The sequence below is a fragment of the Fibrobacter sp. UWB2 genome, from assembly GCF_002210425.1.
In the GTDB taxonomy this organism is placed as follows: domain Bacteria; phylum Fibrobacterota; class Fibrobacteria; order Fibrobacterales; family Fibrobacteraceae; genus Fibrobacter; species Fibrobacter elongatus.
On record NZ_MWQK01000002.1, the window covers coordinates 392,663 to 405,578 of the forward strand.

13 protein-coding genes and 1 tRNA gene are annotated in these 12,916 nt (G+C 48.9%); 7 read left to right on the forward strand and 7 right to left on the reverse strand.

The genetic code is table 11. The features are described 5' to 3' along the window. Positions 1-24: 24 nt before the first annotated feature. The 4 genes from B7982_RS05015 to B7982_RS14865 all read left to right on the forward strand — a co-directional run bounded on the left by B7982_RS05015 (position 25) and on the right by B7982_RS14865 (position 3,711). A complete protein-coding gene (locus B7982_RS05015; RefSeq protein WP_088630229.1) occupies positions 25-891 on the forward strand; it encodes an NAD(P)/FAD-dependent oxidoreductase in 867 nt (288 codons plus the stop codon). 207 nt (positions 892-1,098) lie between these two features. Then, a complete protein-coding gene (locus B7982_RS05020; protein ID WP_144065915.1) occupies positions 1,099-1,833 on the forward strand; it encodes a hypothetical protein in 735 nt (244 codons plus the stop codon). Between the two features lie 214 nt (positions 1,834-2,047). Continuing rightward, on the forward strand, positions 2,048-2,353 hold the full coding sequence (locus B7982_RS05025; protein ID WP_088659805.1) for a DUF3467 domain-containing protein: 306 nt from the start codon (positions 2,048-2,050) through the stop codon (positions 2,351-2,353). 146 nt (positions 2,354-2,499) lie between these two features. Continuing rightward, complete coding sequence (locus B7982_RS14865) at positions 2,500-3,711, forward strand: FISUMP domain-containing protein (RefSeq protein WP_088659806.1); 1,212 nt, start codon at positions 2,500-2,502, stop codon at positions 3,709-3,711. Positions 3,712-4,334: 623 nt separating this feature from the next. Here the strand turns inward: B7982_RS14865 and B7982_RS05035 are convergent. The 5 genes from B7982_RS05035 to mraY all read right to left on the reverse strand — a co-directional run bounded on the left by B7982_RS05035 (position 4,335) and on the right by mraY (position 8,766). Then, positions 4,335-4,408, reverse strand: a tRNA-Pro gene (locus B7982_RS05035). A 100-nt stretch (positions 4,409-4,508) separates the two neighbouring features. Beyond that, positions 4,509-4,964: a Smr/MutS family protein gene (locus B7982_RS05040; RefSeq protein WP_088659807.1), complete on the reverse strand. Its 456-nt coding sequence runs from the start codon at positions 4,962-4,964 to the stop codon at positions 4,509-4,511. A 132-nt stretch (positions 4,965-5,096) separates the two neighbouring features. Next, positions 5,097-5,969: a lauroyl acyltransferase gene (locus B7982_RS05045; RefSeq protein ID WP_233138378.1), complete on the reverse strand. Its 873-nt coding sequence runs from the start codon at positions 5,967-5,969 to the stop codon at positions 5,097-5,099. A 187-nt stretch (positions 5,970-6,156) separates the two neighbouring features. Then, a complete protein-coding gene (locus tag B7982_RS05050; protein ID WP_088659809.1) occupies positions 6,157-7,494 on the reverse strand; it encodes a UTP--glucose-1-phosphate uridylyltransferase in 1,338 nt (445 codons plus the stop codon). A 123-nt stretch (positions 7,495-7,617) separates the two neighbouring features. Beyond that, on the reverse strand, positions 7,618-8,766 hold the full coding sequence (mraY, locus tag B7982_RS05055) for a phospho-N-acetylmuramoyl-pentapeptide-transferase (RefSeq protein WP_012820076.1): 1,149 nt from the start codon (positions 8,764-8,766) through the stop codon (positions 7,618-7,620). Positions 8,767-8,902: 136 nt separating this feature from the next. Here mraY and B7982_RS05060 point away from each other — a divergent pair, with 136 nt between their 5' ends. Continuing rightward, a complete protein-coding gene (locus B7982_RS05060) occupies positions 8,903-9,283 on the forward strand; it encodes a hypothetical protein (protein WP_088630224.1) in 381 nt (126 codons plus the stop codon). Next, the gene (locus B7982_RS05065; protein ID WP_088659810.1) at positions 9,283-9,903 is read left to right on the forward strand and encodes a LysE family translocator; all 621 of its coding nucleotides are present in this window, start codon (positions 9,283-9,285) and stop codon (positions 9,901-9,903) included. Before B7982_RS05060 ends, B7982_RS05065 begins: the two co-directional genes overlap by 1 nt. Here the strand turns inward: B7982_RS05065 and B7982_RS05070 are convergent. Then, positions 9,900-10,850, reverse strand: a complete 951-nt coding sequence (locus tag B7982_RS05070) for a bifunctional oligoribonuclease/PAP phosphatase NrnA (protein ID WP_088659811.1) — start codon at positions 10,848-10,850, stop codon at positions 9,900-9,902. The two genes, B7982_RS05065 and B7982_RS05070, sit on opposite strands and share 4 nt — an antisense overlap. 75 nt (positions 10,851-10,925) lie before the next feature. Here B7982_RS05070 and B7982_RS05075 point away from each other — a divergent pair, with 75 nt between their 5' ends. Further along, a complete protein-coding gene (locus B7982_RS05075) occupies positions 10,926-11,783 on the forward strand; it encodes a Cof-type HAD-IIB family hydrolase (RefSeq protein WP_088659812.1) in 858 nt (285 codons plus the stop codon). Here B7982_RS05075 and B7982_RS05080 read toward each other — a convergent pair. Further along, entirely contained in the window at positions 11,749-12,858 is a 1,110-nt protein-coding gene (locus tag B7982_RS05080) for a DegT/DnrJ/EryC1/StrS aminotransferase family protein (protein ID WP_088659813.1), read from the reverse strand. The two genes, B7982_RS05075 and B7982_RS05080, sit on opposite strands and share 35 nt — an antisense overlap. Positions 12,859-12,916 lie beyond the last annotated feature (58 nt).

Below are 12,916 nucleotides of genomic sequence, written 5' to 3' on the forward strand. Positions count from 1 at the left end.
TCGTATATTGATGTTGAGGTTATTATGGCTGATATATTGATTTTGGGGCATGGACCGGCCGGTGTCTCGGCTGCCCTTTATGGTCTTCGTGCTGGACTTGAGGTTCAGCTTGTGGGTAAGGATGTAGGCGCGCTTGCAAAGGCCCACAAAATTGAAAATTATTTTGGTCTTGAAAAACCGCTCACGGGGGCTGAACTTGCCGAAGTCGGCAAGAAACAGGCAATTGCTCTTGGTGCGCAAATCGTGGACGATGAGGTAACGGACCTCATGTTTGACGGTTTTGGTTTTGTGGCGACGGGCTTGAATGGTACGTATCGCGGAAAGGTTTGCGTGATGGCAACAGGCTCTGCCCGCAAGAAGACCCCGCTCCCAGGAATGGCGGAGATGGAAGGCCACGGCGTGAGCTATTGCGCTGTTTGCGATGCATTCTTTTATCGTAAAAAGGATGTGGCTGTGCTTGGTTCGGGCGAGTATGCGTTGCACGAAGCGACTGAACTTTTGTCTGTAGTCAACAGCGTAACACTCTTGACGAACGGTGCTGAGCTCACAGCGAAATTCCCTGAAAGCGTGAAGATTGAAACCCGCAAGATTACGGGGCTCAAGGGCGCTGGGCAATTTGAAGGCGTGAAGTTTGACGATGGCCTTGAAGCCAATTTTGACGGCATGTTTGTGGCTATGGGTAGTGCGAATGCAACGGATCTGGCTTTGAAAGCTGGCGCTGCGTTCGATGCTGGAAAGCTCGTGCTTGATAAGGATTTCCAGACAACAGTTCCAGGACTCTTTGCTGCTGGCGACTGCACGGGTGGCACGCTCCAGGTGGCTGTAGCCGTTGGCGAAGGCGCTATTGCGGGACTTGCTGCAATTAAGTACCTTAGAGAACATAGAGAGTAAGGCGCGCTGAAAATGCGTCGCGTTACTTTACTTACAAATCCCGACGTTTGCAACTTGCATTGTCCGCTGTGTTTTTTGAACCAGCGGGCTTTGCGTAATTGTAATGCGCGGAGTGCTGAGAATGGTAACGGGGATTGCCCGCCGGATAATGGTAGGGAACGCTTTTTTTATTGTAATAAGGAACGTCGCGCGTTTGGCATGGGCGAAATGAATTTTGAAATTGCACGGGCGGCGATTGAAAAGTATGCTGCGGAGCGGGATGTTTCGGGCAAACGTTTGTTACGAGAAGTGATTCCTTCGACGATGGGAGAACCGTTACTCTATTCGCATTTTGATGAACTGCTGAAATTGTGCGATTCGCTTGGGCTTCCGCTGAACCTCACGACGAATGGGACGTTCCCTGGAAATTGGGGAAGTGATGCTGCGATGGAATTGCTGTTGCGCTCTTGCAGCGACATTAAGGTAAGCTATTTGGCATCGGAACAGTTTGATGGCTGGAAAGCGAACGTTGAAAAGTTGGTTCGGGTGCGCGACAAGTTGCGCGGGAATGCGAGATGCGCGACGGTCTCGCTGCAAGTGACACTGCACAAGAAAAATTTGCAGGATGTGCCGGAGATTATGTCTTGGGCTTCTGCAATTGGGGTTGATCGAATCAAGTGGAATAAAGTGGTGTTGCTGAGTTCCGCTTCGCAAGCGCTCCGTGAAATGTATGCGTTGGATGATGCGCCGCTAGAATCGTTGCGTAATAATTTGCGGTCGGGAGCGTTTTCTGTTTCGAATGTGATGCATGAAGGAAGTCTATTCTTTAATAATAGCGCTGACATTTGTGCTGTTGGCGGTAAGTGCGAATCATGTCCGTTTGCAGATGAAGTTTGGGTTTGGCCAGACGGTCATGAGGACCATTGCCCGAATCCGGAAAAACGGTGGGGAGAGGCAGAATAGTGATTTTTCCCACTATTTAAATTATAAGCTTGATTTTTGATAATTTATACTATATTCTATCGTTTGTGTGAAGCGTGAAAAGTTGGCAATATTGCTTATTTTAAACGAAATTTCGCGAAAATGAAGGAATTTTGTAGCTTTAAAATAACGTATTTTGTTGACTGTAAACGACTTACATAAACGAGTTGTAATGTATTAAAATTTGGAGATTAAAATGTCCGAAGAAAAAAAAGTTGTTTCTAACGAACCTGAAGTCGTGTGGAACGACTCGAGCATGAAGAGCCTTTATGTGAATGCGACCAATGTTGTTGCCGGCCGCGAAGAAGTTATGGTGCTCATGGGAGTGAATCGCGCCTGGAAAATGAACCAGGAAAAGGTCGATGTTGATCTCGCCGAACGTGTGGTGATGACTCCGTTTACGGCTAAGCGCCTCGCCATTATGCTTGGTGCAACCCTCAAGGCTTACGAAGCCAAGTACGGAAAAATCGAAATCGGTATCCCAGAAGTCAATAAGGGTTAATTCTTACACCTCAAACGGGTTCTGTGGCCTATGGTCTCAGGACCTCTTGAGGTGCTTAATAATAAATTTCTAATATTTATTGGGTATATGGAAGAGGTCTGCGGCATGTGCTTGTTTTGCGCTTGCTGCTGAAAAAGGAGTACAGAATGAGAAAGTTTGGAATGAATAGCGTCATTGCGAGCGTAGCGAAGCAATCCCTGCTAGCTCTTTTCTTGTCCATAGCCCTCATCGCTTGTGGCGGCGATAGCGGTACGTCACCCAATAGCGAAGAAAAAGATTCTTCCAGCAGTGTCCAAAAGGATGAATCTTCTTCCTCGGTCAAGAAGCTGTCTTCATCAAGTGTGACGAAGACATCTTCTTCTAGTAGTCAAAAGATTGCTTCGTCGTCTTCGACTCCTCGCAATGACGTGAAATCGTCATCCTCGAAGCGTAGCGAAGGGAATCCGTCAAGTTCTAGTCAAAAGATTACTTCCTCATCTTCTGTCAAGACTGTTTCTTCATCTTCTTCCGTTGTCCTGAGCAGCAGCGAAGTATCCAGTAGCAGTCAGCAATCCTCTTCTAGCAAAAAAGTAGAATCCAGTTCTAGCCAAAAGATTGTCTCGTCATCTTCTGTTGCTCCTGCATCGAGTTCAAGTAAAAAAGTGTCTAGCAGTAGCGAGTATGTTCCTTATGACCATAGTACTTGCTTGGCGTGGAACTGGAATATAGAGAAGGAAGTTTACAAACAGTTTACCGACCCGCGTAATGGCCGTAGTTACTACTACTATACCGCAGTTTCTTCAAAGACTGGGGAAAAGGTGACCGTTATGGCTGAAAATCTGAATATCGGTGAAATGGTTCTTGGTGAAAATGATCAAAATGACGATACGAAGATTGAACGCTATTGCTACAATAACGATACCACGAATTGTGACAAGTATGGTGGCTTGTACCAGTGGGCCGAAATGATGCAGTTGCCTAGCCGTTGCAATACAGAAAGTTGTTCTGATTATATAAGGCGTAAACATCAAGGTATTTGTCCGGATGGTTGGCGCTTGTTTACTTGGAATGATTACGAGATAATTAGAGATTATAACGATCAATACGGCGATGGAGTAAAAGGCCTTCGTTCGCAGTGTTTTCAAGGAAAAAATACAAGTGGATTCTCCTTAATTGGTGCTGGTCTGAGAAACGTAGATGGCGAATTTGAAAAAATAGATGGATTTGCTGCGTGGTTCCGCCCAGAAGAATATGAAGAAGATAAGGAAATCCGTGCTCATCATGGTTTAATCTCTGCTTTAAATGAAAATCCTGTTTCTAAAAATCATCGAGAATTGAAGGCTAACGGCTTCTCGGTTAGATGTACGAAAATAGAATAGAGTCCTTATAAATATAAGGCGGATTGCATCCGCCTTTCTTGTGTTTTTCCGACAAGGTGTCGGAATTACCCTCAAAAAAGTTTAATTAAAATCGGCGTACGTTGGTGCGTCAAAGGCAATCCTTATGTCAAAAATGAACAATAACTCCCATAAAAACTCCAAATCCTCTAAAAAGACGACAAAAAAGCCGACTCGTTCGAGATCAAGTTCTAAGAAGAATTTTAAGATTAAAAATCTCGAGCCGAGATGGCTCTAAAGAGCCTCCCTTTATGGCTCGGAAATGAAAACAAACAAGTTTGTTTTCGCTTCACTCGCCTTGCTGGTAGTGATGGATGCTTCTGCGGGTTATGGCTTGACGTGTTATGAGTTTCTTTTAACGTCATTCCGGCCTCGAGCCGGAATCATATGAAATAGCGAGATAAGGGAATAGCGAGATAAGATAAAATCCTCACTTGCGTTTCGTATTTTACCCTTCGGGTTACGCCTTGCGGCGTAATCTCTAAATCGCCCGTAGTTCGCTTCGCTCTCTGGGCAATTTAGTCGAACTCACTTTGTGAGTTCTCATTTGCTCTATGCTGTATAAAACAAAAAAGACTCCGTAAAGGAGTCTTTTTTTGTTTTAGTCGGAATAGCGAGATTCGAACTCACGACCTCTTGCTCCCGAAGCAAGCGCTCTACCAGGCTGAGCTATATTCCGTTTTGTTTTGTCTTGACGGTTCGTCGTTGACGCGCACAATTATAGTTAATTCTTATCGACTTTTAAAGGGGTAAGGGCAAAAAAAGTGAAATTTTTTTCATTATTTCTTCTTTTTTGCAACTTGCGGGCGCGGCTTGCCGATTTTCATGATGCTGGAACCGGCGTTGTCGGGTTCAACCTTGTAGAAAACGACTCGATTTTTCCATTCGGAACGGACTTTGCGGTCGATGATGCGCTTGACGTTGCCGTATTCCGGGTTGCCTCCTCCGTGAATCACGCGCAGAACGCTGAGGCCTGCAATCAGGAGGTCGTCGATGCGGCGTTCGACGGCTTCGGCGGCTTCTTCGGAGGTGAGGCCGTGAAGGTCGATTTCATCTTCGGGGTTCGGCATTTCCCATGCAGCGGGATTGCGGCGCATTTTCTTGCCGCGTGTGGCGCGTTGCGGTCTTGCTTCGGCTTCTGCCTCGGCCTGGATTTCGGCAAGTTCGTCCTTGTCTTCCATTTGGTGGTTCTTGATCCACTCTAACTGAAATTCTTCTTCGGCATTTAAAGGCATTGTAAATCTCTTTTTGTGTTTAAATATAAAAAAGATTTAATTCACGAAATAAAAAAGCAAAAACTTTACTGGATCCCTCACTTACGTTCGGGATGACGTAGAATCGAACTCGTGAATTGGGGTGTGATTGCTTTAGAGTGCGGTTGTGAAATTCCCGTGGTAATTCCAGCTCCACTGTTCGGGGTGCTCGGCAATCCACGTTTCAACTTCGCGTGCGATTCCCGTGACGAGCGGGCTTTCTGATGGCGCGGCATTTTTTAAGCTTTGATCGTATAATCTGGCGGACGTCTCGCGACCATGTTGTATATCGTACTTTGGCGGGTAATATTTTTCGAAGCGGATGACGATGCGCTTCTTTTCGCTCCACGTGCGGAATGTAACGATTCCTGCTCCCATCTCGTTTATTTTTTTCGGGAGACGCAAGTAAAGCGTGCTTGGACGACCGAATAGCGAGACCGTGTTCCCTTTGGTATGCTTGCCTTGGTCGATGACCATCGCTAAAATGCCTTTAGTGCGGAATAGTTCGCGGATTAGGCGTCCTGTTTCGTCGGGATGGTATTCGGTCAGGTGCGGATCACTGCGGAGGTCTTTGAGGACTTCGCGGAATGCGATGTCGCCGACGGAATCTGTAATGAGGTGTACGTGTTCGCTGTAGCGGCAAAGAGCGCGGTGCAAAAGTTCGAATGCGCCCTGGTGGATGCTGATGCCAGCGATGGGGGCGTTTTGTTTGGCGCAATCTGCGATGGCATCGCGAATGATGTGTTCGTTTTCGTACACGATTCGTTTTTCAACGCTTTTGAAACGGGCGAGTCCGCGGTAGGATTCGAGTGCATTCCAGAAGATGCCTTTGAATGTGTCGCGCGCATTTATCTTTGCAATCGTGCTTATGTTCGGGCTTTTCATATTGCGCGGTATCTTGTTAGTGCCGTCGCTTTTCCGTATAACGTATTCCTTTGCGGCTGCCAAGTGCTTTTCAACGCGCCCGTAGGCGCGCTTCTTGTGCAAAGCTTTGTAAATTGGGAAAACGACTGTAAAAAATGCCGAATAGAATATGTTCGGCAAACATAATAAGGTATGTAGAAAAATTTTATATAAAGTTTTTCTCACTAATGTCATGCCCGATTTAGTCGGGCATCTCCTTTTGCTGAAATGGAGATTCCCGCTTTCGCGGGAATGACAGGCTGACGCCTGGTTAATCCTCTTCAAATTCCAGGATGTTTCTTCCGAGTTCGCGGTCAAAGATGCTCTGCTTGAGACCTTCGCCAGCGTAGCTAATCGTCGGCGAAATTTCGTACAACTTCTTCTCGTCAATCTTGACGTGCGCCTTGCGGAGCCATTCGCGGTGAAGCTTGCCAATCATGATGCGAGCTGTCTTCGGAGAATCGTTGCCTTCGGCATTCTTGACCGGGCTGAATTCTTCTTCGCGCACGACGCCGAACGGGAGCATGGAACCGAGCTGCGGGAAGGCGTCAAAGAGGAACTGTTCAAACTTGAAGCACTTTTCGATGCCGCAAACGGTTTTGCGTGCGGTGTGCCACGGAAGCTTGCTTGTCTGCAACTTGCGAAGTCCGCTGATTTTAAACAAGTGAATAGCAATGTTGCCGCCGTCGAACGTGAGGCTGCCATCTGCATTCGTCATGTCGCGGAAGTTTTCCGGAAGGTCGCTGTATTCGACAACGCCCGGCTTCTTGTTCTGGAATGCGAAAATGCCGACTTTTTCGTTTGGGCCGGCCTTGTGCACAACCTTCGATGCGCTGAGAATCGTGCCTTTTTCGGCGAGGGCACCAATGAATGCCGGGTCGCAAATGCGGCAGAGGGCGTTATCGACGCTGTAGAGGAACACGTATTGCACGCCGCGTTCCACAAGCCAAGCGAGCGTTCCGCTCTGGGCGAGAGCGCGGAAACAACCGCCGTTTCCATCGGGCACAAGAGCCAAATGGTCTTCACCATCGCGGACAGCCTTGCCGTCAGCGGTGAGGGCGCAAATCGTTCCCTGCTGGAAGAATCGAATGTCTTCGCGGTTCAGGCCAAAGAAATTGTTTTCAGTGAAAAAGTTGACGGTCGCTTCGTGGTTCAAGGGGCTCGTCATGATGCACCACGGGATGGCGTGACCCACGCGGGCACCCAAGTTGCGCAAACGTTCGGCCTGCAGCTGGAACAAACTTTTGTGGCTTGGGAGACCGATATCGAACATGCCCTTCGGACCATCGAAACCGAGACGAGAACCTTGACCGCCTGCTACGAGGAATGCGGCAACTTTGCCTTGACCGAGGAGAATTTCACCCGTTTCTTTCCAGAAGTCGTAACGGAGATCGTCGGTCGCGAGTTTCCACGGCATCGGAGTAAGGTCGGCAGAAACGTTATCGCTCAAGCTGGCTGCGGACTTTTCGGCATGCAAAGCCTTGAGCTCTTGCCAGTCCTGGCTCAAAATATCGCGTTCCAAATTTGCGCGGGCATCACCCGTCAAGGATTCCAAATGTTGGGCCAGTTCTTGCTGACCTGCGGCGTTCAAAGTTTCGATAATATTCATGCGATGTAATATAATAAAAAGGAGATGCCCGCTCGGTGGCGGGCATGACAAGTTTTGTATTTGCGGTTGGGGCTTTCCTAGTAACTATTAACTGATAACTAGTAACTGCGGCGAAGCCGCATACTATCTAATACCAAAGAACACAACCATGCTAAAGATGAGGGCGAAGATGCTCACGAGGTGCATGCGCCACACAATCTTGGAGTTCATGAGCGGCTTGCTCGGGAAGCGGCCATCCCATTTCTTTTGGTAGTGGTGGTGGAGCGGGGCGCAAAGGAAAATGCGCTTGCCGGTGCCGGTCGTTCTCTTGGTAATCTTGAACCATGTAATTTGCATCAACACGGAGCAAGCTTCGGCGATGATAATGATGCAAACGATGGGGAGGAAAAGCCCTGCCTGAACCAAGATGAACATGATGCCGATGGCTGCACCGAAGCCGACGGAGCCGGCGTCACCCATGTAGATTTCAGCCGGAGGGCTGTTGAACCACAGGTATGCGAGCAGTGCGCCTGCGATGGCGGTGGCGAGCGGGAAGAGTTCGTCGCAGCCGGGGAGGTACGGCACGCTCAAGTACTGGCTAAAGATGAAGTTTCCGCTCACGTAAGCGACGAGTCCAACGAACACCATGCTGGTGAGGATTGGTACAGAAACAAGACTGTCGAGACCGTCCGTGAAGTTCGTTCCGTTAGCGGATGCGGCGATGACAAACGTCATGAAGGCAACGAAAATCCAGTTGGGAAGATGGATTTGGAAAACGTCAATCGGGCAGAACGGAATGGTCAAATCGCCCTTGAGTTCGGGAATGAACTTGTAGCAGAAAACGGCAACGACAAAGCTAAACAAGAAGTAGAGGAAAAGTCTAAGAGAGCTGGAAATGCCGTCCGCCTTGTCCATGTATTCGGCGGCTTTGAGCTTGCCTTGGTTCACGAGGCGTTTGGCGCGGACCTTGGCCATATCGTCGGTGGCGCCCACGGCGCTGAACAGTGCCAAAATCACGAGAGTCGAGATGGTGTAGCCGTTCATCTGGCAAACGAGCAGTGAAACAATTTCAACGACAATCACGAGGAGGAGGCCGCCCATAATCGGAGGAGATTTTGTCTTTCCGTCCTTGTCGAAATCGCTCGTGGCGTCCAATCTCTGCAAGAAGCGTATGTACTTCGGCATGAAGAAGAGCACCAGGATGATGGAAAGCATGGCGGCAACACCCGCACGGAACAGACGACCGTCAAAAAGGTCAATGTTTGTTGTTTGATATAGCCAGTGGCAAAGCATAGTTTAGGTTTTAGGTAATAGGTTTTAGGTAATAGGGAAAAATATAGTGAGAGCACAAATCGAGATGGACTCCGTAAAGATAAAATATTGTTGCTGTATTTGGCTAGGAATTGTAAAAAATTCTACATTATGGTATATGAGTGAAATGGATATCGAATGCCCGCATTGCGGAACGAAATTTAAGGTCCAGATAGACGGAGACTTCTCTAATATGATGGTGTTTCCGTGTGCTAGGTGCCAGACCCCCTTGATGTGCTATCATGGGGAAATATCTGAGCTAGACCGCGAAGAGTTCTCGAAATTGCGTGAAAAACTTTCGAAGGTCTTGAACGTCGTGATGCGTCAGGATGGCACGGTGGGCGAGGTCGCCAATGCACTCAAAAAGCTTGTCGATGTCTCGAATGCACGTGCCGACGAACGTGAGCAAAATCACACTGCAATTACGGATGATGAACTTGACGCATTGCAAAAAGACCTTGCAGACCTCGACGTGGACGCTTTCTTGAGTAAACTGTAATGCTTGAATTTTTCATTGCCGCGCTTGTCATTGGGATCGCTCCTGGACCAGATAACCTTTTTGTGCTTGCCCAGAGCGCTACTTACGGGGCGCGTCTCGGTTTTTGCATTATCCTTGGACTTTGCACAGGAATTGCTATTCATACCTGTCTGCTTGTGGCGGGCGTTTCGGCGTTGATTGCGGCTAGCCCGACGGCGTTTTTTGTCATCCAGTGCCTCGGCGCGGCATATCTGCTCTATCTCGCGTACAAGAGTTTCGGTGTGAAGGCCGGCGTTGTTCAGATGAGTGGAGATTCCCGGTCGGAGCCGGGAATGACAAGTGCGCGTAGCCTTTACATGCGTGGCATTATCATGAATCTCACGAATCCGAAGGTGATTCTTTTTGTGCTTTCGCTGATTCCGCCGGCGGTGCGCTTGGATCGTCCGATTCACCCGAGCTTGCAGATGGCTATTTTCGGCGGTGAATTTATTTTAGCGACAATGATTGTATTTGGGTGCATTGCGCTTTTAGCAGGGACTGTCAAGAAGTTCCTTTTGACGTCGCCGAAGGCGAACCGCAATCTGAACTGGTTCAGCGGTGCGGTGTTCGTCTTCTTGGCTGTCGCGCTGTTTTTTGTCTAAAGTTGTTCCTGAATAACCTTCAATAGCTTTGCAATCGTCTCTTCGGGCGAGTCCTTGGAACTTGCGCCAGCAGCACGGACGTGGCCGCCTCCGCCAAATACTCCTGCAACTTTGTTGACATCGACAACGTAATTGCTGCGCAGGCTAATCTTGTATTCGCCGTTGACCGGGTACAGGAATATGGCGACTTCGGTGCCGGTGACTTCGCGCAAGGTGTCGATGACGCTACTGAGTTCAACCGGAGTTACGGAATAGCGGTCCATGTCCTCGGGCGTGAGGTAGCTGTAGACGACCTTTCCGTCGAGAGCGAGTTTGCTGCTCATCATCACATAGCCTGTTACGAGCGTCTGGGTGTACGTTCTCGTGTAGTACGTCTCGTTGATAATGCGTGTGAAGTCAATGCCTTTTTCAAGCAGGTCGCCGATGACAGTCATCGTCTTATGCCCGGTGCTGCTGAACTTGAAGGCGCCTGTGTCATGCACGATGCCGAGGTACAAACATTCTGCGGTGGCCTTGCTGACTTTGCTTGGGTCCATTAAAAAGTAAAGGACTTCACAAGCGGAACTTGCCTTTGCATCCACGTAATTGACGTCGCAGAGATTCAGCGGATTGCTGATGTGGTGGTCGATGTTGCAAGTCTTTTTAGCGGCCTTGATGCAACTTTCGCCGTTTGCGCCGACGCGATCGAATGTGGATGAATCCAAAAGGAATGCCAAATCGAACGAGCCGAATTCATCGTTGTAAAATTCATTAATTTCGTTGGAATTGGAGAGAATCTTGTAGTTTTCCGGGAAGCGTTCCAAGAAAATGCGGACTTTCGTAGTCGGGTAGTTGTCGCAGATGTAGTTGTAAAGACCGAGCGTAGAACCCACGCAGTCTCCATCGGGGCGTACGTGCCCAAAAATGGCAACGCTTTTTGCTTCTTTCAGTAAATCATCGATTTGCATAAGGCTTTCCTTCTTTTTTGAAAAATGTAAATAAATATTTCGGATTGGCTAGACGGACTTTCTATATTTGGCTTGATGAAACTTTTATTTACTGATTTAGACGGCACGCTCCTCGACGACGAGAAGAATATTAGCCAGGCGGATATGGCTTCAATCCAGGCGATGATCGGGGCTGGTCACAAGTTCGTGATGACGACAGGGCGCCCGCTCACAAGCGTAAAGCACATTGCCGAAAAGTACGGCTTCTTGAAGCCGGGATATTTTCTGGTCAGCTTTAATGGCGGGCTCATCTACGACTGCGGAACCGAACAGCCGATTTTAACACGCCGCATCGCTGTGGATCAGGTGAAGTTCATCATGGACGAAGCCCACAAACGTGGAATGCACGCACACACTTATGCGGGCGATTTGGTGGTCTCGGAATACGAGACGGAACAGCTCAAAACGTATTGCCGCTTGATGAAAATGGATTATGTTGTTGTAGATGATATCCGCAATTATTATGGTGGGGTTAATTGCAATGATGGCCCCATCAATGTCGTGGTCAAGCCGCCGATTAAGGTAAACGTGATTACACCGTTTGAGCATTCGAGTCTCGTGGATTTCCGCGCCGAGATGCGGACTGTTACGGCGGGCAAACTGTTCGATGTATTTAGCAAGCCCGAAATGCTTGAATTCTCGCACATGCTTTCGAACAAAGGTGCTGCCGTGCGCTACATGGCAGACTTCTATCACGAGCCGATTGAAAATACGATTGCCGTGGGCGATGAAGAAAATGATTGCCCGATGATCGAAGCGGCTGGCGTTGGGGTGGCTATGGCGAATGCGTCACCGGCGGCAAAGGCTGTCGCCAATTACGTGACCGAGCACGACAACAACCACTCCGGGATCACCGAAGTTATCGAGAAGTTTGTTTTGAATTCGTCAAACTGAGTTGGAGCTTTTCTACAATCTCGTCCACGTCCGTGAAGGCGCACATGGGGAGGCTTACGACTTTTTGGCAGGCTTCAATGGCGTTGCTGTTTCCGAGCCCTTGATTGAGTCCCTTAAAGCATGGTTGCGTGTGCAAAGGCTGCGGGTAGTGGATGCAGTACGGAATTTCCGCGGCGTCTAGTTTTTCGATAAAGGATTTGCGGTCTTCAGCCAATACAGTGTATTGTGCGTACGTGCTTGTATTGCCGGTTGCGATTTTTTGCGGGGTGATTCCTTGAACGGCGCCAAAAAACTCGTTATACTTGCTTGCGTTCTCGCTGCGTTTTTTCAACTCGTCCTTGAAATGGCGGAGCTTCACGCGCAGGACTGCTGCCTGGAGGGCATCTAGCCTGCTGTTCATGCCGCAGATTTCGTGAATGTATCGCGTCTGGCTGCCGTGGTTTGCGATGAGACGGATTTTTTTCGCGAGTTCATCGTTTGCAGTGAAGAGCGCTCCGCCGTCGCCGTAGCAGCCGAGTGGCTTGGCGGGATAAAAGCTCGTGATGGAAATGTCGCCGAACGTGCAAGCGGGGACTCCGTCTTGCGTGGCCCCGAACGCCTGAGCGGAATCTTCGATCAGCCAAAGGTTGTTTGCGCGGGCGCATTTCCGGATTTTCTCATACGGGGCGCACTGCCCAAAGAGGTTTATGGCGATAATGCCTTTTGTCTTTGGCGTGATGAGATTTGCAATGCTTTCTGCGCTGACCTGGAGCGTTTCTGCGTCGATATCTGCAAATTTCGGGATGCCTCCGAGGCGCATCACGCATTCGGCGGGGGCGATAAAGGTAAAGTCTGGGACGATGACTTCGTCTCCCGGTTTAAGCCCGAGGGCGAGTAGTGCAATCGTCAAGGCGTCCGTACCGCTACCGCAGGTGATGGCATGCTTTGCACCTGTGAATTCCGCAAGTTCCGATTCCAATGCCTTGACCGCCGGACCTCCGATAAAGCAGCCGCTGTCGAGAACTTCTTGTTCGGCTTGCTTAAATTCGGATAAATAGGCTTCGCGCTGTGCACGTACATTGATAAACGGAATCATGGTGTGCAATTTAGCATTTTCCCGCCCCTTGACAACTTCCAAACTTTTACTATCTTTG

Bases quoted from the DNA above. Each gene is read 5' to 3' on its own strand.
- B7982_RS05040 (WP_088659807.1), bottom strand. From the start codon at position 4,964: ATGCCTTTAAATGCCGAAGAAGAATTTCAGTTAGAGTGGATCAAGAAC.
- B7982_RS05025 (WP_088659805.1), top strand. From the start codon at position 2,048: ATGTCCGAAGAAAAAAAAGTTGTTTCTAACGAACCTGAAGTCGTGTGG.
- B7982_RS05060 (WP_088630224.1), top strand. From the start codon at position 8,903: ATGAGTGAAATGGATATCGAATGCCCGCATTGCGGAACGAAATTTAAG.
- mraY (WP_012820076.1), bottom strand. From the start codon at position 8,766: ATGCTTTGCCACTGGCTATATCAAACAACAAACATTGACCTTTTTGAC.
- B7982_RS14865 (WP_088659806.1), top strand. From the start codon at position 2,500: ATGAGAAAGTTTGGAATGAATAGCGTCATTGCGAGCGTAGCGAAGCAA.
- B7982_RS05020 (WP_144065915.1), top strand. From the start codon at position 1,099: ATGAATTTTGAAATTGCACGGGCGGCGATTGAAAAGTATGCTGCGGAG.
- B7982_RS05015 (WP_088630229.1), top strand. From the start codon at position 25: ATGGCTGATATATTGATTTTGGGGCATGGACCGGCCGGTGTCTCGGCT.
- B7982_RS05075 (WP_088659812.1), top strand. From the start codon at position 10,926: ATGAAACTTTTATTTACTGATTTAGACGGCACGCTCCTCGACGACGAG.
- B7982_RS05070 (WP_088659811.1), bottom strand. From the start codon at position 10,850: ATGCAAATCGATGATTTACTGAAAGAAGCAAAAAGCGTTGCCATTTTT.
- B7982_RS05065 (WP_088659810.1), top strand. From the start codon at position 9,283: ATGCTTGAATTTTTCATTGCCGCGCTTGTCATTGGGATCGCTCCTGGA.
- B7982_RS05080 (WP_088659813.1), bottom strand. From the start codon at position 12,858: ATGATTCCGTTTATCAATGTACGTGCACAGCGCGAAGCCTATTTATCC.
- B7982_RS05050 (WP_088659809.1), bottom strand. From the start codon at position 7,494: ATGAATATTATCGAAACTTTGAACGCCGCAGGTCAGCAAGAACTGGCC.